This window comes from Neobacillus ginsengisoli (genome assembly GCF_030813055.1).
Window position 1 is genome coordinate 416,576 of sequence record NZ_JAUSTW010000002.1, and the last position, 25,170, is coordinate 441,745.

General features: G+C 38.2%; 23 protein-coding genes and 2 riboswitches. Of the genes, 15 read left to right on the forward strand and 8 right to left on the reverse strand.

Translation table 11 applies throughout. The annotated features are described in order from the left end of the window. Positions 1–54: 54 nt before the first annotated feature. From J2S10_RS07510 to J2S10_RS07520, 3 genes are all read left to right on the forward strand, one after another. Entirely contained in the window at positions 55–1,206 is a 1,152-nt protein-coding gene (locus J2S10_RS07510) for a DUF5667 domain-containing protein (protein ID WP_307406036.1), read from the forward strand. A 130-nt stretch (positions 1,207–1,336) separates the two neighbouring features. Next, the gene (sigI, locus tag J2S10_RS07515; protein ID WP_307406038.1) at positions 1,337–2,083 is read left to right on the forward strand and encodes an RNA polymerase sigma factor SigI; all 747 of its coding nucleotides are present in this window, start codon (positions 1,337–1,339) and stop codon (positions 2,081–2,083) included. Further along, on the forward strand, positions 2,080–3,198 hold the full coding sequence (locus J2S10_RS07520) for an anti-sigma factor domain-containing protein (RefSeq protein WP_307406040.1): 1,119 nt from the start codon (positions 2,080–2,082) through the stop codon (positions 3,196–3,198). Before sigI ends, J2S10_RS07520 begins: the two co-directional genes overlap by 4 nt. Positions 3,199–3,239: 41 nt before the next feature. Here the strand turns inward: J2S10_RS07520 and J2S10_RS07525 are convergent, their stop codons facing one another. The 5 genes from J2S10_RS07525 to J2S10_RS07545 form a co-directional block, all read right to left on the reverse strand. Next, positions 3,240–3,443, reverse strand: coding sequence for an alpha/beta-type small acid-soluble spore protein (locus J2S10_RS07525; protein WP_307406043.1), 204 nt, complete (start codon positions 3,441–3,443; stop codon positions 3,240–3,242). Between the two features lie 155 nt (positions 3,444–3,598). Beyond that, on the reverse strand, positions 3,599–4,927 hold the full coding sequence (locus tag J2S10_RS07530; protein ID WP_307406047.1) for a (Fe-S)-binding protein: 1,329 nt from the start codon (positions 4,925–4,927) through the stop codon (positions 3,599–3,601). Then, on the reverse strand, positions 4,924–6,336 hold the full coding sequence (gene glcD / locus J2S10_RS07535) for a glycolate oxidase subunit GlcD (RefSeq protein ID WP_307406049.1): 1,413 nt from the start codon (positions 6,334–6,336) through the stop codon (positions 4,924–4,926). Before glcD ends, J2S10_RS07530 begins: the two co-directional genes overlap by 4 nt. Positions 6,337–6,455: 119 nt before the next feature. Then, entirely contained in the window at positions 6,456–7,577 is a 1,122-nt protein-coding gene (locus J2S10_RS07540; RefSeq protein WP_307406051.1) for a CdaR family transcriptional regulator, read from the reverse strand. Positions 7,578–7,678: 101 nt separating this feature from the next. After that, positions 7,679–8,026, reverse strand: a complete 348-nt coding sequence (locus J2S10_RS07545) for a DUF3905 domain-containing protein (protein ID WP_307406054.1) — start codon at positions 8,024–8,026, stop codon at positions 7,679–7,681. 134 nt (positions 8,027–8,160) lie between these two features. Here J2S10_RS07545 and J2S10_RS07550 point away from each other — a divergent pair, with 134 nt between their 5' ends. Next, a complete protein-coding gene (locus tag J2S10_RS07550; protein WP_307406056.1) occupies positions 8,161–8,322 on the forward strand; it encodes a hypothetical protein in 162 nt (53 codons plus the stop codon). A gap of 171 nt (positions 8,323–8,493) precedes the next feature. Here the strand turns inward: J2S10_RS07550 and J2S10_RS07555 are convergent, their stop codons facing one another. Next, a complete protein-coding gene (locus J2S10_RS07555) occupies positions 8,494–10,239 on the reverse strand; it encodes a B12-binding domain-containing radical SAM protein (RefSeq protein WP_307406058.1) in 1,746 nt (581 codons plus the stop codon). 253 nt (positions 10,240–10,492) lie between these two features. Here J2S10_RS07555 and J2S10_RS07560 point away from each other — a divergent pair, with 253 nt between their 5' ends. The 6 genes from J2S10_RS07560 to J2S10_RS07585 all read left to right on the forward strand — a co-directional run bounded on the left by J2S10_RS07560 (position 10,493) and on the right by J2S10_RS07585 (position 18,016). Next, positions 10,493–11,221, forward strand: coding sequence for a FadR/GntR family transcriptional regulator (locus tag J2S10_RS07560; protein WP_307406061.1), 729 nt, complete (start codon positions 10,493–10,495; stop codon positions 11,219–11,221). Between the two features lie 235 nt (positions 11,222–11,456). Then, on the forward strand, positions 11,457–12,173 hold the full coding sequence (locus J2S10_RS07565; protein ID WP_307406062.1) for a (Fe-S)-binding protein: 717 nt from the start codon (positions 11,457–11,459) through the stop codon (positions 12,171–12,173). A gap of 92 nt (positions 12,174–12,265) precedes the next feature. Beyond that, positions 12,266–13,690, forward strand: coding sequence for a LutB/LldF family L-lactate oxidation iron-sulfur protein (locus J2S10_RS07570; RefSeq protein ID WP_307406064.1), 1,425 nt, complete (start codon positions 12,266–12,268; stop codon positions 13,688–13,690). A 2-nt stretch (positions 13,691–13,692) separates the two neighbouring features. After that, the gene (locus J2S10_RS07575) at positions 13,693–14,412 is read left to right on the forward strand and encodes a LutC/YkgG family protein (protein ID WP_307406066.1); all 720 of its coding nucleotides are present in this window, start codon (positions 13,693–13,695) and stop codon (positions 14,410–14,412) included. 296 nt (positions 14,413–14,708) lie between these two features. Beyond that, positions 14,709–15,722: a 2-oxoacid:acceptor oxidoreductase family protein gene (locus J2S10_RS07580; RefSeq protein WP_307406068.1), complete on the forward strand. Its 1,014-nt coding sequence runs from the start codon at positions 14,709–14,711 to the stop codon at positions 15,720–15,722. Next, on the forward strand, positions 15,722–18,016 hold the full coding sequence (locus J2S10_RS07585) for a transketolase C-terminal domain-containing protein (RefSeq protein ID WP_307406070.1): 2,295 nt from the start codon (positions 15,722–15,724) through the stop codon (positions 18,014–18,016). The genes J2S10_RS07580 and J2S10_RS07585 overlap by 1 nt, the downstream gene beginning before the upstream one ends. A gap of 52 nt (positions 18,017–18,068) precedes the next feature. Here the strand turns inward: J2S10_RS07585 and mtnK are convergent, their stop codons facing one another. Both mtnK and J2S10_RS07595 read right to left on the reverse strand, forming a co-directional pair. After that, positions 18,069–19,253: an S-methyl-5-thioribose kinase gene (gene mtnK / locus J2S10_RS07590; protein ID WP_307406072.1), complete on the reverse strand. Its 1,185-nt coding sequence runs from the start codon at positions 19,251–19,253 to the stop codon at positions 18,069–18,071. Positions 19,254–19,353: 100 nt separating this feature from the next. Continuing rightward, positions 19,354–19,514, reverse strand: a riboswitch (SAM riboswitch). A gap of 78 nt (positions 19,515–19,592) precedes the next feature. After that, the gene (locus J2S10_RS07595) at positions 19,593–20,378 is read right to left on the reverse strand and encodes a carbon-nitrogen family hydrolase (RefSeq protein WP_307406073.1); all 786 of its coding nucleotides are present in this window, start codon (positions 20,376–20,378) and stop codon (positions 19,593–19,595) included. 116 nt (positions 20,379–20,494) lie between these two features. Here J2S10_RS07595 and J2S10_RS07600 point away from each other — a divergent pair, with 116 nt between their 5' ends. The 5 genes from J2S10_RS07600 (at position 20,495) to J2S10_RS07620 (ending at position 25,000) form a co-directional block, all read left to right on the forward strand. Next, on the forward strand, positions 20,495–21,673 hold the full coding sequence (locus tag J2S10_RS07600; protein WP_307406076.1) for a pyridoxal phosphate-dependent aminotransferase: 1,179 nt from the start codon (positions 20,495–20,497) through the stop codon (positions 21,671–21,673). Between the two features lie 74 nt (positions 21,674–21,747). Beyond that, a riboswitch (SAM riboswitch) is annotated at positions 21,748–21,857 on the forward strand. Positions 21,858–21,932: 75 nt separating this feature from the next. Beyond that, positions 21,933–23,147: a 2,3-diketo-5-methylthiopentyl-1-phosphate enolase gene (gene mtnW / locus J2S10_RS07605; protein ID WP_307406078.1), complete on the forward strand. Its 1,215-nt coding sequence runs from the start codon at positions 21,933–21,935 to the stop codon at positions 23,145–23,147. Next, on the forward strand, positions 23,144–23,818 hold the full coding sequence (locus J2S10_RS07610) for a 2-hydroxy-3-keto-5-methylthiopentenyl-1-phosphate phosphatase (RefSeq protein WP_307406080.1): 675 nt from the start codon (positions 23,144–23,146) through the stop codon (positions 23,816–23,818). The genes mtnW and J2S10_RS07610 overlap by 4 nt, the downstream gene beginning before the upstream one ends. Further along, positions 23,812–24,441, forward strand: coding sequence for a methylthioribulose 1-phosphate dehydratase (locus J2S10_RS07615; protein WP_307406082.1), 630 nt, complete (start codon positions 23,812–23,814; stop codon positions 24,439–24,441). The genes J2S10_RS07610 and J2S10_RS07615 overlap by 7 nt, the downstream gene beginning before the upstream one ends. A 25-nt stretch (positions 24,442–24,466) precedes the next feature. Further along, positions 24,467–25,000 (forward strand): cupin domain-containing protein, encoded by a 534-nt coding sequence (locus J2S10_RS07620; protein WP_307406084.1) that lies wholly within the window; start codon positions 24,467–24,469, stop codon positions 24,998–25,000. Positions 25,001–25,170 lie beyond the last annotated feature (170 nt).

Genomic DNA, 25,170 nt, shown 5'->3' on the forward strand with positions numbered 1-25,170 from the left:
CTGTCGTAAATCTTTAGAGAAAAAGCGAACGCAAAAAACTTAGAGGTGAAAACATTGAAGAAACTAAAAAATCACAAGGACTTAAACAAAATCGCAAAAGGAGCTTTAGCAATTGTTTTAGCGGGTTCATTTACATTTTTCGCTACAAATGCTTTCGCTGATGGAAATGACCAATCTGCTAATCAAACAACAAATCAACAAACTGCCACTACTACTCAGGCTGCTGTTTCGGTTAATTCAATAGACAAACAAGAAACACCAACATTATTACCGGGTGATTTCTTTTATTTTACAAAAATTGCATTTGAAAAAATTCAGCTTGCACTAACATTTAATCATGTGAAAGAAGCAAAGCTGTTAGCAAGCAATGCATCAGAACGTCTTGCAGAAGCTCATGCTTTGTTCACATCAGGTGACGAACAAAAGGCGGTAGATACTCTTAAATCTGCGTTGGAAGATATGGATGGTGCCGATAAAGTTGTAGAAGAGAATCAAGCTAAGGACCAAGATCAAGTAAAAGAAAACGGCGAAACTACCAATGTTCACGTGAAAAATGATGCACAAAAATCAACTGAGGATCAAGAATCAAATAAGCAAACTACCGACACGAAAGTAACAAATGCCCAATCTACTAATGAAGATCAAGCAACAAATGAGCCAACTGAAATAAAAGATATAAAAGATATTCTCTCACAAAATATTGCAGCCCTTTCTGCGGCAATGGAAAAGGTCAAAAACCCTGTGGCCAAAGCTGCCTTAGAAAAAAATATTGAAAAAAGCTACGCAAAATTAGCGAAGAAAATGGAAAAATGGAACAAACATATAGTGAAGGAACAAAAAAAGGGAGAACAAAGTAAAGTAACTCAAGTACAAGGTAATACTGATGAAAATTCACCTGGTACAGATGAAAAAACAACAGGTGAAACGAATACCTCCGCTACAAATACGAGTGGAACTTTAAATACTAACGTTAGTGTAACAAATCAAAATATAAATACTGCACTTCCGTCAACTCCTGTTAAGCAAGAGGAACAAGCGAATCATGAAAGCCAGACAATACAAAAATCTGTACACCAAGAAGAGCATCAAATTCATCAGGTAGCAAAACAAAAAAGTGAAGAAGTAAGATCATTGGTGAAAGAAAAAAAGGATGACGTAGAAAGAGACAGAGAATCACATAAAGATAATAATCGGAAAGAAGATTAAATAGTTGGTAGAACAATAAACAGGAAAAGATAGCCTTAATTGGGGCTATCTTTTCAAAACGCTTTTACCCCCATAAAGTCCAAGATATAACTCGTATGTTATAATTGGCTGAATAGAGAGGTGAGGCTCATTGCTAAGTTTATTGTTCATGACTAAGAGCAAAAAAAGAACTCTGGAAGAATCGGTAATCTTAATTCAACAAGGGAACAGTTCGATTCTTAATGAAATAATACAAGCATACAAACCATTTATTGCTAAAACAGTTTCTTCTGTTTGTAAACGATATATATATGAAACTGATGATGAATTTAGCATTGGCCTTATTGCTTTTAATGAAGCAATTGAAAAGTATTCATCAGAACGCGGAAGTTCATTATTAAGTTTTTCTGAGGTTTTAATCAAAAGAAGGGTCATTGATTATATTCGTAAGCAAACTAAAAACCAACATATTAGTATTGACATAACAACTGCAGATCAAGAGGATGAGTCAGCAGGAACCATTATTGTAAATGAACTCTCGCTTGAGGATTATAAGAAAAAGGCTGATGAACAACTAAGAAAAGAAGAAATCGTCCATTTTCAACAGTTACTAAATTCATTTGACTTAAGCTTTGGAGATATTGTTAAAAATTCTCCTAAGCATGCAGATGCGAGAAAAAATGCCATTCTTGTAGCTAAAATCTTAGTTGAAAATAGCGAGTTAAAAGATTTCTTGTATGAAAAAAAGAGACTTCCAATCAAACAATTAGAAAAAATGGTTGACCTAAGTAGAAAGACAATTGAACGAAACAGGAAATACATTATTGCAATTGTACTTATTTTATCCAGTGATTATGTTTATATGAAGGATTATTTAAAGGGGGTGCTTGATACATGAAAAAGGGAATTGTAATGGATATTGATGACGCATTTCTGACGCTTTTAACCCCTGAAGGTGAGTTTTTGCGTGCAAGGAAACAAAATCAGCCCTATGCAATTGGAGAAGAAATTCACTTTTTTCCCGTAGACAATCATAAATCGATTCATTCACTTATCCCTTCAATAAATATATTTAAGGTTAAACCAGTTTGGGCTGTCAGTGTAATGGCTGTTATTATTGTTCTCCTTGGATCTTTTATTCCAATGTATCAAAATAATAAGGCGTATGCTTATATGTCCATTGATGGGAATCCCAGTATCGAGCTTGGCGTAAATAACAAAATGCAGGTCGTTGAATTAACAAGTTTTAATAAAGAAGGACAGAATGTTATTTCACACATTTCTGATTGGAAAAAAAAGGGTGTATCTCAATTAGCTAAAACCATACTACTTGAAATGAAAAATGCGGGTTATTTAAAAAATAATGGACAATTAATTATTTCAATGGTTCGAACTCATCAGCCGGAAGCGCAAGCTGAAGAAAAGCTTAAAGAGAATATGGATGAGATCCAACAAACAGTAAACAAGGAACAGTTAGAGCTAAATGTCTTTAATGGTACAGAAAAAGAAAGAGAAATAGCCCATAAGCAAGGAATAACAACCGGTAAGTATCAAGAAAATAAAATACAATCATCGATAAATCAAAAAAACATAGAAAACCCAATTCAAAATCAAATAGATAAAAATCAAGATAAAGGGAACAATAGTAGTCCTTCTCGACCGACTCAATCTATACTTCCGCCCGGTCAATTAAAAAAACAGGATGAAAACAGTCCTGCACAAAACAAAAGTGAATCAAATGATAATGATGTTCGTCGGGGAATAAATCAAGCACCCAGGGAATCATGGAAAAAACAACAGGATGAACAGGCTAAAGAAAATAATGGGCAATTGAAAAAAGATGAATACCAAAAAGACAAAACAAACCATAATCAATGGTTCAATCAGAATAATTGGTCCAATCAGAATCATAATTCAAACCAGGATCAAAATTCAAACCAGGATCAAAATTCAAACCAGGATCATAATTCAAACCATGATTGGAACAATAATAATGGTCACAAAGATGATTAAGTCCGGCATAATTGCCGGACTTTTTTGCCAAAAATATTCAATTATTCTTGATTAGATTTTCCTGATAACTGGGACTGTGCAAGGCTTACCAGCCTTTTAGTCATTTCACCGCCAACAGAACCATTTGCCCTTGAGACCGTATCTGAACCTAAATGAACCCCAAACTCCTGGGCAATTTCATATTTCACCTGATCCAGATATTGTTCAATACCGGGAACTAATAATTTATTGCTGCTATTTGCCATTTCATTCAACTCCTTAATATCAATGCAGAGAAAGAATAAATCTCTGTATACGTATTATTCATATTGCATTCCATTTTCATAAGTGGTAATGTTTTTCGGATATGGATATCTTTCATTTTGATTGGAAAAAGTAAAAAAGAGCCGATTGGCTCTTTTTATTCCGGTACAACAGCTTCTATTAAAAGGTCAACAATATGAACACCCCTCATTATCGCGGACAGACCTTCCTTTTCAATTCCAGCTTTCATTTGTAACAAACATCCCGGATTAGCTGTAACAATTGTTGCTGCATGAGTGTTTTTAGCTTGAACCATCTTATAGTCGAGCATTTTCATCGACATTTCTGATTCAATAATATTATAAATTCCTGCCGATCCGCAGCAACGGTCTGCTTCCTTCATTTCAGTATATTCTACTCCTTTTATAGACTGAAGCAGGGCTCTCGGAGCAGATGCAGTTTTCATAACATTACGAAGATGGCAGGAATCCTGATAGGTTATGATTTGACTCGGCAGCTCCAATCGTACCTTTTTGTGAAAATCAACAGCGACTAAAATTTCGGAGACATCTTGTATTTTAGAAGCAAATTCCTTTGCCCGATCATTCCACTCCGGATCGTCCCTTAACAGATGATCATAATCAATTAAAAAGGCACCGCATCCGCCGGCATTTGTAATAATAAAATCCACATGTAAATCTTCAAAGGCCTTGATATTCCTTTTTGCCAAATCCTTTGATCCTTCCTTTTCGCCACTATGACCATGAAGTGCTCCGCAGCATGTTTGATTTTGCGGGATTACAATTTCACAGCCTGCCAGCTGAAGCAGTTTCATTGTTGCATTATTTGTTTGTAAAAACATCGTATCCATTAGACAGCCGCTAAAAAAGGCAACTAGATGGCGCGGTGTTCCAATTGCCGGTAAATATTCAGGGCGGTTTTTCATTTCTTTCATTGTCGGAACTTTTGGCAGCACTTTTTCCATTGTTGCTAAATGCTCTGGTAAAAGACCGAAAAAGCCAATTTTTCTTGCAATGGATTGAATGCCGGAACGTTGATAGAATCCAATTAATCCTGTAAGATTCCGCACCCGGTTAGGGTGAGGAAAAAGTCCTTGGAAAACTGTTTTCCTAATTAGTTTTGTTGGTAAAGAAAATTTCTTGTTTTGATTGATAATGTCTCTGGCTTCCTCTAGTAAATGTCCATATTTTACACCGGATGGGCAAACAGGCTCACAAGCCCGGCAGCCCAGGCAGAGCTCCAGTGACCGTTCAAAATCTTTATCAGGTTCAATTAATCCATCGACAACAGCCTTCATTAAGGCTATTCTCCCTCTGGGAGAATGGGATTCTTTGTAGCCTGATTCAATATAAGTAGGGCAGGACGGCAAACAAAATCCACAGCGCATACAATTTAATAATTCATCTTCATTCATTCTCGCTTTAAATTGTTCTTGGATGATTTCTTGCTCTTTTATGGAGGTCATTTTGATACCACCACACGTTTCTTGCTGTCCTTTGCAAAAACTTTTCCTGGGTTCATAATATTATTTGGGTCTAATGCTTGTTTGATTGCCGTCATGACAGCAATTCCTTCTTTTCCTAGCTTTAATTCAAGGTAAGGTGCCTTCATCACCCCGACACCATGTTCGCCCGTAATGGTACCTTCAAACTCAACAGCCTTTTCAAATATTTCTGCAAATGCCATCTCCACACGTTCCATTTCTTCATGATTCCTCGAATCGGTTGGACAAGTTGGGTGTAGATTTCCGTCACCGGCATGACCAAATGTACAAATATCGAGCTTATACTTTTCGGCAATCTCATTAATGGCATTGACCATTTTTGCAATTTTCGACCTGGGAACGGTAGCATCCTCAAGGATGGTTGTCGGCTTAAGCCTAGCAAGGGCGGAAAGGGCAGAACGTCTTGCAGTTGTTAGCTTTTCTGCTTCTTTTTCAGATTGAGCCACTTGGACTGAAACAGCACCTTCCTGCTTGCAAACTTCCATTATTTTTTCTAAATCGCGATTGACTGCTTCAAATGACCCATCCTGTTCAATCAGCAGTACAGCTTTTGCATCTGTAGGTAATCCAATTTGTGCGTAGTCTTCAACAACCTTTAACGTCGGTTGGTCAAGAAATTCAAGTGTAATTGGGATAATTTTATTTGCTATAATTTTTGAAACTGATTTAGCTGCTGCTTCAAGGTCTTGATACAAGGCAAGCATTGTTTTTTTTGTTTCAGGCTTAGGAATTAGCTTTAGAGTTGCTTCAGTTATGATTCCAAGTGTTCCTTCTGAACCAACCATAAGACGTGTTAAGTCATAACCTGCAACATCTTTAGCGAGTTTTCCGCCGGTTTTAAGGATATCACCGTTTGGCAGAACCACTTCAAGTGCTATAACATAATCCCGAGTAACCCCATATTTAAGTCCGCGCAAACCTCCTGAATTTTCATTAATGTTTCCGCCAATGGTCGAGATTTTCATTGAACTTGGGTCAGGTGGATAAAAGAGCCCTTTTTCTTCAACTGCATTTGCGATTTTCAGGGTGACAACTCCGGGTTGAACAGTAATCGTTAAATTTTCCTCATCAATTTCAAGAATTTTGTCCATATGCTTGAAGAGCAGGACAATTCCTCCCTCAGTTGGACAGGTTCCTCCGCAAAGATTGGTACCTGAACCACGTGGGACAACCGGAACCTTAAACTCATTACAAACTTTTACTACTTCCGAAACTTCCTTCGTATTTCTTGGACTGACAATTGCATCCGGCATAGACTGAAGGTTTGGAGTGGAATCATAGGAATATGAAAGCCTTTCTATTTTGGTGTCCTCAAAATTATCCTTTGTAACAATCGAAATTATTTTTTCCTTTACTATATTGGAAAGCATTCCGTTTCCCCCATTCGCATGTATCCGTTTACCATTCTATTTTTAATGTGAATATCTACTTTAAGTATAAAAAAACAGGCTTACGCCTGCTATGGATAAACATATGAAAAATTGGGGGATTACACGGAAATTTTTGTTTGTTCATCTAAAAAGATGATAGACAAATACAAGGTTAATAAATCTCGTATGTTGTTTGGATTCAAATTTGTTAATTCTTCAGCTTTTTTCAAGCGGTAATGTAAAGTGTTGATATGAATATGTAATTTTTCGGAAGTATTTTTTAATGAATGATTTTGTTTAAATAGTTCTTTTATCGTTTCTAGAAGTTGACGTTCAGATAAAATCGGTCCTATGGTGCGGTTAATAAATTCCGCCTTCGTTTTTGGGCTAAGTTCACCAATAACCATTTCAAGGGTTAAATCCTCATCAAAGATTATATTCATTTCCTGCTTTGCAATTTTTAACGCTCTTTCTGCTTGGAGATAAGAGGTTCGAACTTCTCCGGAAACTGCCGCTTGGCCTACTCCTGCACATGTTTGGATGCCAAAATTTTTGTTAATATACTGAATAAAATGATTTAGTCGTTTTTCAATTGTAAGCCGGGAAGTATCGCTTGAGCAATCTAAGAGAAGAACAATTCTTTCATTTCCTGTCCGGACAGCTACTTCTTTACTATTTTGATGGGTCCAATTTAAAATGGAAGACCAAATTTCTCTTGAAAGGGGAGAGTTTAACCCTAAAAGCTCAATAATTGCGACAGTCCGGGCAACCTCTATGTTAATGGATAAAAGCCTGGCTCTATTAAGAAAAGAACTATCCCGCTCTTTAGATTGAACCCAGTCCATTACAAATGATTCAAGTGCCCGGGAATGCCAATCAAACTGTTCAGAATAATAATTTTCACTAATAAGCAGTTCAGTCATTTTACGGATAATTTCACCAAAAAGAGTAACCTTGCTTGGATTTCCCGTTATTCCGATTACTCCGATGACATCATGTTGAAAAAATATCGGAAAATTAATACCCGCTTTTACGCCAACTAATTTTTTCTGATCATCAATGGTGATAATCAGCTTTTTTTTATTTTTTGAGGCAATCAATGCTCCCTCATGGAATGTCCCCACTCTTTCTTTGTCTGTACTTGCAATAATAAAGCCGTCTGTATTAACAACGATGATATCTTCACCGATTAATTTTCTTACTTCCTGTACAATCTTTTCAGCAAGCTCAGGGAGTAACATCGTGCCCACCTCCGAAAATTCTCTGCTCTTATTATATAAGAACTGCTTTTATCGGGCTATGATGGTTTTTGTCCAAAAAAAGCCGGGTAAATAAACCCGGCTTAATCACTACCTTGACTGACATCTTTTGTTGGGTGCATAAATGGAGAGGCTTGGGGTTTTCTTTTACTTTCAAGCAGCTCACGATTTTCAGTAGAATTCCAGCCAATATCATTTGTCGGATGAACCCACTCATCACCGGACATAATCGCTGGGTCTGTTTCCTCCGACCATTTTTCTAACGGAGAATTTGGAGAGGCATAAAAGCTGTCACCAATCGTCACCCCATGTTTATTGACAAATGGAGGCTCAATTTTCATGCCGGTTCCTTTAAAACTGGGAGCAGTTATTTGATGTGGTAAAGTTTCGTTTATACTTAATGATTTTTGCTTTTGTTTACTTGTATCCATATTTTCCTCACTCCTGTTTTTCTTTATTTTTTACCTGTAGCGCAAATTTATTTAAGAAAAATAAGGAAACGAATGATTGATGTGATTTTGTTGAAAAATAGATGTGTAAGTTTAATTTTAGGGAGGAATAGATGATGGCTAAACGTAAAGCAGAATTTGATGCAGTTAAAAAGTATTCTAAAACCCCGGATAAAAATGTACAGGAAAGTGAATTTTCTGCGGAATTTACCGATAATAATAATGCCATTAGGGGTCAAAATCGAAATTCAAAGTTAGGGAAAAAAGGTAGAGGTTAAGTGCAACACCGCCGTAAATCGCCCACTGCTATTACTAATGAGGAATTTAGCATTGAATTTGGAGATGTAAATGGTATAAAACTTTACGAGCTGCCATTAATATCTCAAAAGGAAAAGAAAAAAAATCGGAGTCCAAAAAAATAAAAGAAAGCCGGCGATATTGCCGGCTTTTTACATGTTGTTAAATGAAAAAATAAGTGTTTTTTCATTAATTGGATCAAAATAGGCTAATAAACAGGATGATTGGTTTTCAATCTTTCCTGATGATAAATATTTGGTAAGGTCAAATGTAAGCTCTTCAAGGATTGTATGTTTAAACAAATCTTTTTCATCAAGTTCCAGTTCCATAAATGATTTTCCTAACAGGGAGGGATTTTCAATAATTTGCTTGTATAATTGTACCCGTTTTTCTTTATTAAAGGTTGCTTCCCACCAAGGCTTCCTCGGCTTGTATTTATGGTTTTTTAAATAATCATATTTCATCAATCCCATAATGAAATCCAGGTCATTAACCGATTGCTCTTTAAGAAAGGAAGAAAGCCTGCGGAATAAATCTTCAAGCTGATGACCAATTCTTGACCAACCTTGTTTGTCCCAATAGGAGCCGAATCGTTGAAAGAAATCGAATGGTGAAGCAAATACATTGGATACTAAATACTCGACCGTTTGATCCATGCGGTGGTCATTCCAGTATTTTTCTAAAACATCTTCAACCTGTTTGATTCTGACAATATCATTAAAGGAGAGAACATTGTTCCCTAAAATTTCATACGGCGAATGATCCATATAAATATATTGATGGTCAGCCGCACGTAGACGAACGCCGGTTCCGCGCAGCATTTTTAAAAAACCTAATTGTAATTCTTCAGGGCGGAGTTCGAACACATCGTTGAAAGTTTTTCTAAAAGATGCGTAATCTTCTTCCGGCAGTCCTGCAATTAAATCGAGATGCTGGTCAATCTTTCTGCCCTCTTTTACCAGTGTGACAGTTCTTGTCAGTTTTTTGAAATTTTGTTTTCGCATGACAAGTTCGTTCGTGTAATCGTTGGTGGATTGTACTCCGATTTCAAAACGAAAAAGTCCTTTTGGTGCTTCTTGATTTAAGAACTCTATTACCTCAGGCCGCATAATATCTGCAGTGATTTCAAATTGAAAGACGGTACCAGGTAAATGTTCATCAATAAGGAAGCGGAACATTTCCATTGCATAACTTCGGCTGATATTAAATGTCCGGTCCACAAACTTGATGGTTTTTGCACCGGAGGTCATTAAATAACGAATATCATCTTTAATTTTCTCTCTGTCAAAATAACGTACACCAACTTCAATTGACGACAAGCAAAATTGGCAGCTAAAAGGGCATCCACGGCTTGTTTCAATATAAGTTATGCGTTTACCCAAATGTGGAAGATCCTCATGGAAGTGGTAGGGGGAAGGTAGATCCTTTAAATCAAGCTTATTCATTTGAGGTGTAATCATCACTTGCCCATTATTCCGAAAAGCTACTCCGGGTACAATCCTATAGTTATTGGTTGATTCAATTTCGGTAAGCAATTGCTTAAATGTTTGTTCACCTTCACCGATAACAATAAAATCGACATCCGAAACTTTTTCCATCCACTCTAACGTATCATAGGTAACCTCAGGTCCCCCTAATACAATTATGATAGCCGGGTCAATTTTTTTAATCATATTAACAACCTTGATTGTTTCCTCGATGTTCCAAATGTAACAGCTGAAGCCAATAACGTCCGGCTTTTGTTGATAGAGATCGGTGACAATATTCATTACCGGGTCTTTTATTGTATATTCTTTAATTTGTATAGTATATTCCGGGGAAGCATATGCCTTTAAATAGCGAATAGCCAGGTTTGTATGAATGTACTTGGCATTCAGGGTCGAACAAATGACGTTCATTAAAAAATCTCCTTAGTATAAAATGAAAACAATATTTTATTATAACCTATTCTAGACAAATAGAATAGGTATCAAACAATGGAAAAGGCCTGGCGGCAGGACTTCCATTTTTATTGAGATCATTATGTTTTTCATGATTAATATAGAAGAAAGATGTTTTTTTCGAATAAAGTGAAGTTTGATGCACATTTTCTAGAAAACGGTATAATAAAGGTGCGTAAAATTGATGAAATGTTTGTTAGGGGCTGGATGGATGAAATATAAAAAAATTAAACCGAAGAAAATCTATGAAGAGGTAGCTGAAGCTATCTATGAAATGATTCGATCCGGTCAGTTAAAGCCTGGCGATAAACTTGATTCTGTACAACAACTAGCTGAAAACTTCCAAGTTGGGCGTTCGGCAATCCGTGAAGCTTTAACTTCATTACGGGCAATGGGACTTGTAGATATGAAGCAAGGTGAAGGTACATATATAAAAGAATTTGTATCAGAGCAAATTACCTTTCCATTATCAACGGCGATCTTAATGAATAAAGAGGATATTGCCCAACTTTTAGAGGTTCGTAAAATTATTGAAAGTGGTACTGCAGCAGCAGCAGCAAAAAAGAGAACGAATCAGCATCTTGCAATGATGGAGAGTGCTCTTGAAGAGATGAAGAAAGCACACGGCGATGAGGAGTTAGGGGAAAAAGCAGATTTACAATTCCATTTTGCCCTTGCTGAGGCGGCACAAAACCAGCTTTTGATGAGTCTAATGAATCATGTTTCAGGTTTAATGTCCGAAACCATGAGAGAAACGAGGAAGGTTTGGCTTTTTTCAAAACAGACAACAGTAGAACGGTTATATGATGAACATAAGGCTATTTATCAAGCAATAATGGAGCAGGACGAAGAAAAAGCCAGGTACTTTATGCTTGTTCACCTTGAAAATGTAGAGGCAGTCCTAAAAAAATATTTTCAACATACGAATTTGTCTAAATAAATTTTTCCGGCGAAAAAAAGTAGAAAAACTGCAATCGTAAAAATCACTGGAACTGCAGTTTTTCTATTTACCTAAGATAATTAGGGATAATTCATTTGAAAGCTCTTTCTATTTTTGAGGGTTTTATTGTACTATAAAGATAGTAATCTTTTTTGGTAGGTCATCAGATGACCAGGTCACCGGCTGATGGGCGGATTTAAAATAAATGAGAGATTTATTAGAGAGGGAGAGAATCATGAAGGTTACTCTTTTTGCAACTTGTATAGTGGATATGTTTCAAAGCAATGTAGGAAAAGCAACTGTTGAATTACTAGAAAGACTTGGCTGCGAAATCGATTTTCCGGAATCCCAGGTTTGTTGCGGACAACCTGCCTATAACAGTGGCTATGTGAAAGAATCAAAAGAAGCGATGAAACGAATGATTGAGACTTTTAGTGATGCGGAATTTGTTGTGTCTCCATCCGGTTCTTGTGCATATATGTTTCACGAATATCCTCATATTTTTAAAGGAGACCCTGTTTGGGAATCAAAAGCAAAAAAACTGGCAGAAAAAACATTTGAGCTTACACAATTCATTGTGGATGTCCTAAAAGTGGAGGATGTCGGTGCCCGATTCGAAGGAACTGTTTCTTACCATACCTCCTGCCATATGACGCGATTGCTCGGGGTTAAAGAAGCTCCGCTGACTTTGTTGAAAAATGTACAAGGGCTAAAGTTCACGGAATTACCGGGGAAGGAACAATGCTGTGGATTCGGGGGAACCTTTTCTGTAAAAATGGCACAAATCTCAGAGCAAATGGTTGATGAAAAAGTGCGTCACGTTGAAGAAACAGGTGCGGATTATCTAATTGGTGCTGATGCAGCCTGTTTAATGAATATCGGCGGGCGAATCGAAAGAAAAGGGAAGCCGATCAAAGTGATGCATATTGCAGAGGTTTTAAATAGTCGTTAATAAAAATTATACTTTACATTCTTAGTTGATTACTAATAGTAGTGAAAAGAACAGTTCTTGGATTATTTTTTTAAGGGTGGAGGAATAGGCGTATGTCAATGAAGATTGGCACGGATCAATTTAAAGTACGTGTTGATAAAGGAATTCATGATGGATTTATGCGCGGTGCCGTTGCCGGAGCACAGGACGGAATGAGTATGAAAAGGCGAATCGTAACTGAAGAATTAGGAAATTGGGAAGAATGGCGTAATCATGGGGAAGAAATAAGGCAACATGTTCTGCAACATTTAGATTATTATTTGGAGCAATTAAGTGAGAATGTTGCTAAACGGGGTGGAAATGTTTTTTTTGCTCAGACCAAAGAAGAAGCAAACGACTATATTAGGGAAGTTGTTCAAAAGAAAAACGCAAAGAAAATTGTGAAATCAAAATCGATGGTAACCGAGGAAATCAGCTTAAATGCTATGTTAGAGGAAGAAGGGTGCGAAGTCATCGAAACGGATCTTGGTGAATACATTCTTCAAATTGATGACCATGATCCGCCATCGCATATCGTTGTGCCGGCCCTTCATAAAAATAAAGAGCAAATTCGCGAGGTTTTTGCAGAAAAAATTGGGTATACCAAAACCTCAAAACCTGAGGAACTGGCCTGGCATGCACGCGAAACGCTTCGCAAGGAATACCTCACTGCGGATATTGGGATTACAGGCTGTAACTTTGCTGTAGCTGAAACAGGTTCTTTCAGTTTAGTTACAAACGAGGGAAACGCCGATTTAGTAACAGCACTGCCAAAAACGCAAATTACAGTCATGGGAATGGAAAGAATTGTCCCTACCTTTGAAGAAATGGAAGTCCTTGTCAGTCTTTTAACAAGAAGTGCAGTCGGACAAAAATTAACCAGCTATATTACCGTATTGACAGGACCGCGAGAGGAATTGGATGTTGATGGTCCTGAAGAATTTCACCTTGTGATTGTCGATAACGGCAGATCGAATATTCTTGGCGGAGAATTCCAATCTGTTTTGCAATGTATCCGATGTGCCGCTTGTATTAATGCATGTCCGGTATATCGTCATGTTGGCGGACATTCTTACGGCTCCATCTACTCAGGTCCGATTGGAGCCGTATTATCACCATTACTGGGGGGGTATGACGAATATAAGGAACTCCCCTATGCATCTACACTTTGTGGTGCGTGCACAGAGGTTTGTCCGGTAAAAATACCGTTACATAACCTGCTTCATAAACACCGTGAAATCATAGTTGAAAAAGAAGGAAAAGCACCAATCTCTGAAAAACTGGCAATGAAGGCTTTTGGTTTGGGTGCAGCATCACCTGCTTTGTATAAAATAGGTTCTAAAATTGCACCAACAGCATTGAGCCCATTCACTGTAGGAGATAAGATTTCCAAAGGACCGGGACCATTAAAAGCTTGGACGGATATCCGGGAGTTTCCGGCCCCGAATAAAGAAAGATTTAGAGATTGGTTTAAAAATCGCGAAAAGGGAGGCAACTAATTATGAAAGGTACGATCCAAAATCGGGATAAATTTTTAAATCAAATTGCCGGCCGTCTTGACCGTTCGCGTATTTCTTCTCCCATTGAAAAGCCAAGCTGGAAATTCCAACCCCAAAATGAAGTGTTAAAAGATGCTTCACAGGACGAATTGTTGGAAGTATTGAAAGAACAATGTAAAAAGATCCATACAAATCTCTATACTACTGACAGCCAAGAATTACCTGCAATCCTAGGCAATATTGTTGCAAACTATGGCGGCGGCCCGGTTGTTACGTGGAAGGATGAGCGTTTTACCCGTTGGGGACTTGATTTACTGATGAAAAAAGAGTGGTTTAATCAAAATATTGAAGTTTTTGAGTGGGATTACACAGTTGGAGAACAAAACATTCGAAAAGCCGAAAAGGCAAATGTAGGAATAACCATAAGTGAAATAACCCTTGCAGAATCAGGTACTGTGGTCCTATTTAGCGATGAAAATAAAGGAAGAACGGTAAGCTTTTTACCTGCAACCTCGATCATGCTTATCCCGAAAAGCACACTTGTACCTCGGATGACTCAAGCAGCAAAAAAAATACGCGAAATCTATCAAAAAACGGGGCATGTAGCTTCCTGCATTAATTTTATAACCGGGCCTAGTAATTCTGCAGATATTGAACTTAATCTTGTCGTTGGAGTACACGGTCCTGTTAAGGCTTCCTATATCGTTATTAATGATTTATAAATAGATTTTAAAACAAAGGTCTGCCTCTTTTTTTGAGGGAGGCCTTTATTTTTTTAGGGAAGAAATCAACTGTTATATTACAGTGAAATGACTGTTGTACAATTGGAGGTGAGTTAAAAAGTCATATAGAATAAAGGTTTTTTTGGAAAAAAATAATGTGTTATAAAATTTTTTCGTGAATATTTGACTTTTGTCACAGCATTATAAAAATAGTTGCCCTACAATAACTATGGGGAAGTTAATCTTTATTTTTTTTGTAGAAGGCTCTAAGCCTTTCTTATATTGGGAGGGAGAACATGTCAATCTTACCGAAGAAAAATGAACTGGGATTTTTTGAAATCCGTTTAGAATCAATCGGCGGGCTGGGAGCTAACCTAGCCGGAAAAATGCTGGCGGAAGCCGGCGTTTTAAGTCTTGGATTAAAAGGATCTAATTTTTCATCCTATGGCTCTGAAAAAAAAGGATCACCTGTTAAAAGCTTTATCCGTTTTTGTGAGCCGGATGTAGAAATTAGGGATCATAGCCCAATAGAACAACCGCATATTGTAGGCGTATTCCATGAAGCATTATACAGAACAGTGGATGTTGTAAGCGGATTGAATGCAGATGGGATCGTCTTGGTAAATACTTTGAGGAATTTTGATGATGTGAAAACGGATTTACAGTTAGAATATGGTACGCTTGCGATTGTTGATGCTTTATCGATTGCAGTTGAGGAAAAAACAAAAGTTAATACAGCCATGCTCGGCGCATTATATCGAATTTGTGGTTTCCTCGATCCTGAGTCTATGAGAGATGTTATCCGCAAAACATTTACAAAGAAATATCCACATTTAGTTGAACCAAATATTCGTACATTTGATCGCGGATATAATGAAGTTCAATTTAAAACCTATGAGGTACCTGCGGGTGCTGAAGGCAAAAGTTTCACACGGCCGCTTCCGCAGCTAGGATTTTTGACTCAGGAAATCGGCGGAGTCATGCTTACCCAAGCAAATAGTATTTTAAAAGATTTAAGCGGTTCCAGACAAGGATTCCTACCTGAATTCCAACAAGATAAATGTATTAACTGTGCAGCGTGCGACAACGTTTGTCCGGATTTTTGTTTTGTTTGGGAAGAGGGAGAAGATAAACGCGGTAGAAAACAAATGTTTCTTAAAGGAATTGATTACCAATATTGCAAAGGCTGCTTAAAATGTGTGGAAGCATGTCCGACCGATGCACTTGGTGATCTTCGCGAAATGATTGGTTATGCTGATGAAAACTGCGTGAAGCAAAACTTTCCTTATATAGCAGGAGGTAGTCTTTAATGGCAATTTTAGAAGAAAAATTAACAGCCCAAGGCAAAGCAGAACAGATTTCTACCTTTGAGTCAGGAAATGAAATGGCTGCCATGGCTGCAGCACAAATTAATTATCATATCATGGGATACTTTCCAATTACTCCCTCAACAGAAGTAGCGCAATTTTTAGATCAAATGAAAACACGCGGCGAACATGATATTAAGCTGATTCCTGCAGATGGCGAGCACGGTTCAGCCGGTATTTGCTATGGTGCAGCTGCTACCGGCGCACGTGTGTTCAATGCAACAAGTGCAAATGGTTTATTATATATGATTGAACAGCTTCCTGTTCAATCAGGAACACGTTTCCCTATGGTTATGAATCTCGTTACCCGTGCGGTCAGCGGTCCTCTTGATATCAGGGGAGATCATTCTGATCTTTATTATGCCTTGAATACCGGCTGGGTTATTTTGACAGCAAAAACTCCTCAAGCTGTTTATGATATGAATATCATGGCACTTAAAATTGCTGAACACTCAAAAGTTCGCTTACCGGTTATAGTTGCCTATGATGGCTTCTTTACTTCTCATCAGAAGCGTCGAGTAGAATTCTTCAAGGACCGTAACATTGTTCAACAATTTGTTGGCGAGTGTCCAACTGATTACAATTTTGCACGAGATCCGAAAAAACCGGTAACCATCGGTGCTCATATGAGTGGAGATGATTTCATTAACAATCACTTCCAGCAATCGGAAGCGATATATAATGCCGGTGAGGTATTTAGAGAAGTAGCTGCAGAATATGCGAAGATTTCCGGAAGAGAATATCCTGTTCTCGATTTATATAAAATGGAAGATGCTGAAGTTGCTTTATTCCTATTAAACTCTGCAGCAGAATCAGCTAAAGATGTTGCCGATCAGCTCCGTGAAAAAGGGATTAAAGCCGGTGTCATCAGCCCAAATATCATCCGTCCATTCCCGGCGGATAAAATTCGCGAGGCACTTAAAAATGTAAAAGCATTATTAGTGGGCGAACGTGCGGATTCCTATGGTGCAAATGGTCCGAATTTAACACATGAAGTGAAATCAGCCCTTCAAGATGACCGCGAAAACCAAACAATCGTTTTAAGCCGTGTATTTGGTCTTGGCGGAAAAGATTTCTATGCAAGTGATGCACAAAGCTTCTTTGATATGGCGATTGATGCGATGGAAAAAGGCTATGCTGAAAAGCCATTTGACTACTACGGTCATATTCCCGGTAATCCGGAAAAAATCCTTAAGCCTGTCATTTTACCACAGTATGGAGATGTATTTAAGTCAGGTTTAATTGATGTAAAAATGGATGAAGAAACCAATAAGTTAAAGGTGAAAATTCCACCGCTTCGTGCCCTTACTTCAAAACCGAAACGTATTGCATCAGGGCACGGTGCATGCCCGGGATGTGGAATTTTTGCAGGGCTTGAATTATTCTTTAAAGGAATTGAAGGAGATATTGTTACACTTTTCCAAACAGGCTGTGCATATGTAACAACCACTTCCTATCCAAACACTTCTCATAAGCAAACGATGATGCATAATCTGTTCCAGAATGGAGCGGCAACATTATCAGGAACGGTCGAAGCGTTCTTGGAATTAAAACGTCGCGGTGAAATTGAAGTTTCTGATGATGCAACGTTCGTTATGATTACCGGTGATGGCGGTATGGATATTGGTATGGGTTCAGCAATTGGAACTGCGCTTCGCGGACATAAGTTGATTATGCTTGAATATGATAATGAAGGCTACATGAATACCGGATCGCAGATGTCTTATTCAACACCTATAGGTCATATGACGAGTACATCGGGTGTAGGTAAAAAACAACGCGGAAAAGCGTTCCATCATAAGGATACTGCACAAATCATGGCTGCAACAAATATTCCTTATGTTTTTACAGGTTCGGAAAGCTTCCCGCAAGATTTGATTAAAAAGGGTGCAAAAGCACAGTGGTATGCGCAAAATGTAGGTACCGTATATGGAAAGATCTTGATAACCTGTCCATTAAATTGGAAATCTGATGACCGCTACGGCACAACGATCGTGGAAGCTGCAGTAAATTCTTGTTTCTTCCCGCTTTATGAAGTGGAACAAGGGATTACAACAATTACTTACAATCCGGAAGAGAAAAACAAGCGTATTTCTTTATCCGAGTGGTTAAAGTATATGGGGAAAACCAAACATCTTCTAAAAGATGAAAACAAACCGTTATTAGAAGAGTTTGAAGCAGAAGTTGAGAAAAGGTGGCAGCGATTAATAGCTAAGCATGAAAATCCAATGCTTTAATAAAAAACGCAAGGCGGTATTTGCCCGCTTTGCGTTTTTGTCTATTAAATCTTTAAAGCGCATCCTTAACCAAAGAGAGAAATGAAGCTATTCTGTTAAATTCTTTTCGCTGTTTAATTAATATTTTTCCTAACGCCAGTGTTTTACGTTTTGCCTTTAACCGAGCATCTTCTTCCTTAATACTATCCAAATCGGCGACATGAGCAAGCCCTACAGTCCTCCTAATTAGTTCACAGCCTGCAAAGCCGAGTGCATCCTCGAAATATTTTATTAAAACAAACTCAAGAAACTCCTTAGATTTAGCTTGTTCATCTTTGTTTTCTGTTTCCCATAGCTGAGTAAACTTTCCTTCAAAAACATTCCATACCGTTTCAATATGATCTAGAAAAACGTCACGTTTCGGGATACTTACAATCACTTGAAAAAGTAAATTTGCGATGACTTGTCCGATATCAAACCCTGCCGGACCATAGAAAGCAAATTCGGGATCAATTACTTTTGTTTCCGATTCATCAGCAAAAACGCTTCCTGTATGAAGATCGCCGTGCAGGAGCACTTCGGCTTCGGTCAAAAAGCTTTTTTTCAAGACAGAAACATGAAATTTTAGTTCATCATCATTCCAAATAGCTTCGACATCTTTCTGCAAACTTTGTTCAAAATCATTCGTTTCAGCATTGTAGTAAGGATCTGTGAAAATAAGGTCTTCGGTAATTTTGCAAAGCTCCGGATTAATAAACCTTTGAACCTGTTCTTTCTTTATAGCCGGGCCCAAAGCATAATCTGATGTGTAGAATAATGTTTTAGCCAGATATTCACCAAGATGTTTTGAAATTAACGGATAGTTATTTCCTTTGATGAATCCTGTTCTCGCTATTGTAAGATGGGAGAGATCCTCCATAACGGTAACCGCCAAACAGTCGTCAGTGTAATAAACACTTGGAACGTATTCAGAAGCAATATGTCCAAATACCGTTAGAGCATCTGCTTCAATTTTCGCTCTTTTAACTGTTAACGGCCAACTTTCCCCGACGACTTTTGCGTAAGGAAGCGCTTGCTTGATTATGATGCTTTTTCTTTTAGCTTGATCGAAAATTAGAAAAACTAAATTAAGATTGCCATCTCCTATTTCTTTGCAGGTTAAATTGACATGTTCATCAAATAGGTTTAATTCAAGTGCCAGAAGAACTGCGGTAGTTTCAGTTAAGGGCTGATAAGATTCTTGTTTTAGTAGACTCATTCTAATTTCCTCCTAATTTTTGGAGGCTTTGTGGTGTATGAAACACAACAAAGCCTCTTTCTCATCTGAAAGAGGCTCCGAAGACAATAATACTTCGCACCTCTTATCTCTCAGAAAGGTTAACTTTCTGTTGGAATTAGCACCGTGCCTTAAATAGGAAGTCCCAGGCGCATAAGTATTCTGCGCCCCATTTCGCAATGGTATTATGGTCGGTTGCTGGGCTTCAAAGGGCCAAATCCCTCAGCCAGCTCATGATAAGAGAAAAAATATATTTCAATGTATTTAATCTGCTAAAAATAATATCAGCAGCAGATTATTTTTGTCAATATTTTTTGAAAATTATTTATAATGCTCCGGTTTTCGATCTTCAAAAATGGGAATCAGTTTACGAATTTCCTTCACATGATCTAAATCTATCTCTGCTGTTAGAAATTCCTCGTTTTCCCCGGCTTCAGCCACCACCTCACCCCATGGATCGATAATCATGGAGTGTCCGGCAAATTGGTTATTAGGATCATGACCTGAGCGGTTGCAAGCAATAACAAAACATTGATTTTCAATCGCCCTGGCAATCAGTAATGCACGCCAATGGGAAAGACGGGGGGCAGGCCACTGGGCAACAACAAACAAAGCTTCCGCCCCCTGTATGGTATGGGATCGGATCCATTCAGGGAACCTTATATCATAACAAATGACTCCGGCAAACCGTCGTTTTTCCAGTTCAAAAAGCCCTTTTTCAACCCCGGGTTCCAAATAACGATGCTCATCCATAAGTTTAAACAGATGAAGTTTACTATATTGGTGAACGAGCTTGCCATCTTTGTTTATAATCAGCAGGGTGTTTTTTACACCCGTTTCTCCTCGATTTGCAACGGATCCCCCGACAAAATGAACCCGGTATTTTTGTGCTGCTTGTTTAAGGAACTCTATCGTTTGAGCTGCGTTTTTGTCCGCAATGGTGTCTAGTCGTGTTAAGTCATACCCCGTAGTCCACAACTCCGGCAGGACAATAATGTCAGGTTTACCGTTGCTTGCTTTTTGAATTAGCTTTTCGCTTGATTGATAGTTTGCAGAAGGATCGCCAAAGGCAATATCCAGCTGCAGGCAAGAAATTTTTAATTTCAAGAATTTTCACCCCATTTGGATTTTCGGAATTTTAACTTTACATACTGATATAAAAGTTATATCATTTGTGATTAGAATTTCAACTCAAAAATGTAAGAATTGTGTAGGTGAGAACGATGATGCAATTTCCGCCATCTAAAATTTTAGACAGCCTTCCGAAGCAGTTTTTTGCTTCGCTTGTTAAAAAAGTAGGGCAATTTATTGAGCAAGGATATGATGTAATTAATTTGGGGCAAGGTAATCCCGATCAGCCTACGCCAAGTCATATTGTTGCAAAGCTGCAAGAAGCTGCAATAAATCCGGTAAACCATAAATATTCACCCTTTCAAGGGCATCGTTATTTAAAACAAGCTGTTGCGGACTTTTATTATCGGGAGTATGGGGTATCAATAAATCCCGATAAAGAAGTTGCGATTTTGTTTGGCGGAAAAGCCGGGCTAGTGGAAATTCCTCAATGCCTATTAAACCCGGGAGACACGATCCTTGTTCCGGACCCGGGATATCCCGATTATTGGTCCGGTGTAGCACTAGCGAAAGCTGAAATGGTAACAATGCCGCTAAAAGAGGAAAATAATTTCTTGCCGGATTACAGCCAACTTACTGCAAAAGAATTAGCAAATGCAAAATTAATGTTCCTCAATTATCCTAATAATCCAACCGGAGCTACGGCTACAAGGGAGTTTTTTGAGGGCACTGTTACGCTTGCAAGGGAAAACGATATATGTGTTGTTCATGATTTTGCCTATGGAGCCATTGGTTTTGACGGTGAAAAACCGTTAAGTTTTTTGCAGATTGATGGGGCAAAAGCGGTAGGAATTGAAATCTACACCCTATCAAAAACCTACAATATGGCAGGATGGCGTGTTGGTTTTGCAATTGGCAATGAAAGTGTAATTTCTGCCATTGAGCTTTTACAGGACCATCTATATGTAAGTTTATTTGGCGCGGTACAGGAAGCAGCTGCGGCGGCATTATTAGGACCGCAGGAATGTGTAAGAGAATTAAACCTGCTATACGAAAGAAGAAGAAATATCCTTATCGATGGTTTGCGAAAGGTCGGTTGGAACGTTAATGCTCCAAAGGGTTCTTTTTTTGCCTGGCTGAAAGTTCCGGGTGGTTTTACTTCAGAGCAGTTTGCAGATATTCTCCTTGAACAAGCCCATATAATGGTTGCACCGGGTATTGGCTTTGGGGAAATCGGGGAAGGATTTGTTCGGGTTGGATTATTAACCTCGGAGGAACGGTTAACTGAAGTTGTCGAAAGAATAAGTTCTTTGGAAATTTTCAAAAAATAGTTGACAGAGTTTTCATTTCTTGGGATAATCCAAACTAAAGTTATCAACAAGTAAATGTAAATATATTTGATGTTTTCTTATCAAGAGCAGGCGGAGGGACTAGCCCGATGAAGCCCGGCAACCGACTTAGACCCAGGTTTAAGCACGGTGCTAATTCTTACAGCGATAGGCTGAAAGATGAGAAGATGTTAGTTTGTCATGCTAACCTCTTCTCTGTAGAAGAGGTTTTTTATGTTTATCAGAAAGGATGTTGAAAAAAATGTCTGAATTAATTGCTACATATCTACTACATGATGAAAAAAATCCAGACAAAAAAGCGGAGGAAATTGCCTTAGGATTGACTGTGGGGTCTTGGACTAATTTACCCGAACTTGAACAAAACCAATTGCAAAAGCATAAAGGAAGAGTCGTTTCGATTAAAGGAGCACATTCCGAAAAAGAGGAGCAAGCGCTTATTTCTATCGCTTATCCTACGTTAAATTTTTCCACCGATTTACCGGCAATTCTAACAACCGTCTTTGGGAAACTTTCATTGGATGGAAAGATAAGATTACTTGACTTGCAGTTTGATCATGGATTAAAGAAACAATTCCCGGGACCAAGATACGGCATTGAGGGTCTTCGAAGAAAACTTGGAGTTTATGACAGACCGCTCTTAATGAGTATTTTTAAAGGGGTACTCGGTAAGGACCTGGATTTCCTAGCGAAGCAACTCAAACAACAAGCACTCGGCGGTGTTGATTTCGTTAAGGATGATGAAATACTTTTTGAAAATGAACTAACACCGTTTGAAAAAAGAATTGCTGAGGGGAAAAAGGTTCTTCAAGAAGTATACAATCAAACGGGACAGCGAACGTTGTACGCGGTGAATCTCACCGGAAGAACCTCCAAACTAAAAGACCAAGCCAGAAAAGCTGCAGAACTTGGTGCAGACCTCCTATTGTTCAATGTCTTTTCTTATGGTTTAGATGTATTGCAGGAATTAAGGGAGGACGATGAAATTGCTTTACCATTAATGGCACATCCTGCGGTAAGCGGCGCATTAACTTCTTCGTCCCATTATGGAATTTCTCATTCATTATTGCTCGGAAAGCTTCTGCGCTATGCCGGTGCTGATTTGGCTCTTTTCCCGTCTCCATATGGAACGGTAGCTTTAGAAAAAGACAAGGCACTGTCAATTGCAAATGAGCTAACAAGAAAAGATTCCATTAAACAAGCGTTTCCAGTTCCTTCAGCAGGCATCCATCCCGGGTTGATTCCATTGTTAATTCGTGATTTTGGTATTGATTCAGTAATTAATGCAGGCGGAGGTGTTCATGGACATCCTGATGGTGCACGTGGCGGAGGCCTTGCATTCAGGCAAGCGATTGAAGCCAATCTAAAAGGTAAATCATTAGCGGATGCTGCAAAAAGCGACATAGAACTTAAAAAAGCACTTCAATTATGGGGGAGTGCTGAGGTATACACAAAATGATAAAACCGGTGATTTATTGTGACTTTGATGGAACGATAACCGAAAGTGATAATATCATTGCCATCATGAAACAGTTTGCTCCAGAAGGATGGGAATTCCTAAAGGATCAAATTCTCACGCAGCAGGTTTCCATCAGCGAAGGAGTAGGAAAGTTATTTTCATTACTGCCAAGCAATTTAAAAGCTGAAATAACCGATTTTGCGATTAAAAACGCAAAGATTCGCACAGGGTTTACAGAATTTGTTGAATTTACCCGATCCGAAGGAATACCCTTCTATATTGTCAGCGGCGGAATTGACTTTTTTGTTTACCCGATACTGGAAGACTACGGTCCATTTGATGGTATCTTTTGCAACTGCTCAGATTTTTCCGGGGAGACAATCAAGATTCTCTGGCCAAATGAATGTGATTCATTGTGCAATAATGATTGCGGCTGCTGTAAACCGAGTATCATTCGAAAATTAAACCTTTTTGAAAATAGCTTCAATATTGTCATTGGTGACTCAGTTACCGACCTTGAAGCTGCTAAGCAGGCGGATTTTGTCCTTGCTCGTGACCTGCTACTTGAAAAATGCACTGAATGGGGAATCTCTCATCAAGGTTTCAGCACTTTTTATGAATGTATTGAAATAATTAAAACTCGAATTGAGGTGAATAAGCTAAAATGCTGAAGAGAAAATGGAATGAATTAGCAGATGTAAAAGAGGAGCTTGCTCAGAGGGATTGGTTTATGGGGACAAGCGGAAATCTTGCGATTAAGGTAAGTGACCATCCGTTGCAATTTTTAGTAACTGCTAGTGGGAAGGATAAACGAAAACGAACAAACGATGACTTTTTACTCGTTGATGAATTCGGTAGACCTGTGGAGGAGAATCATCTCAGGCCTTCTGCTGAAACCTTGCTTCATGTTGAAATCTACCGTAAGACAAATGCAGGCTGCAGTCTTCATGTCCATACGATTGATAACAATGTCATTTCTGAAGTATATGGCGACAATGGTGAGGTTACCTTTAAAGGACAAGAGCTGATTAAGGCATTTGATATGTGGGAAGAAGATGCGGTCTTAAAGATTCCAATCATTCGTAACCACGCCCATATCCCGACACTGGCACATTGTTTTGGAGAGCATGTTACAAGAGATTCGGGAGCAGTTTTGATTAGAAACCATGGAATCACTGTGTGGGGAAGAACTTCATTTGAGGCTAAAAAAATCCTTGAGGCATCTGAGTTTTTATTCCGTTATCAATTACGCCTTTTGGAACATAAACCATATCAATTGTTTAAAGTAGTTTAATATAAAATAAAGAGGAAGGTTTTAAATGGCTTATATTACATTTCAAAACAGAGAAGAACAAATTCTTGGTGAAGAGGAAGTAGCAGGCTTCTTAAATACCCAAGAGGTAATTTATGAAAACTGGGATCTATCCAAACTTCCAGATTCATTGGTAGAAAAATATTTATTATCAGATGAAGAAAAAGCAGAAATTTTAAATGTTTTTGCCAATGAAATCGCTGATATTTCTGTAAGAAGAGGCTACCAAGCACAAGATGTGATTTCATTATCTGACAATACACCTAACCTTGATGTTCTTTTAACAAGCTTTAAACAAGAACATCACCATACAGATGATGAAGTACGGTTTATCGTAAGCGGACATGGTGTGTTTGTCATTCAAGGAAAAGATGGCGAATTTTTTGAAGTTCACCTTAATCCGGGTGATTTAATCTCTGTCCCTGAACATACAAGGCATTACTTTACACTGGAGGATGACCGGAAGGTGGTAGCTGTGCGCATTTTTGTTACTAGCGAAGGCTGGGTGCCAATTTACGAAAAACAGGAAGTAAACTTATAAGAAGTAAAACCCGGCTGCGGAATATCCGAGTCGGTTTTTTTTATTTCGGTAGCATATTTTGAAAAAATTAATAACTTTTTAAGATAAGATTTTATGAAACTCTCGGTATTCTATATCCATTTTCTAGCTTTTTTCCTTAAAATAGGTATTTATAGGAATGTGTTGCAAAT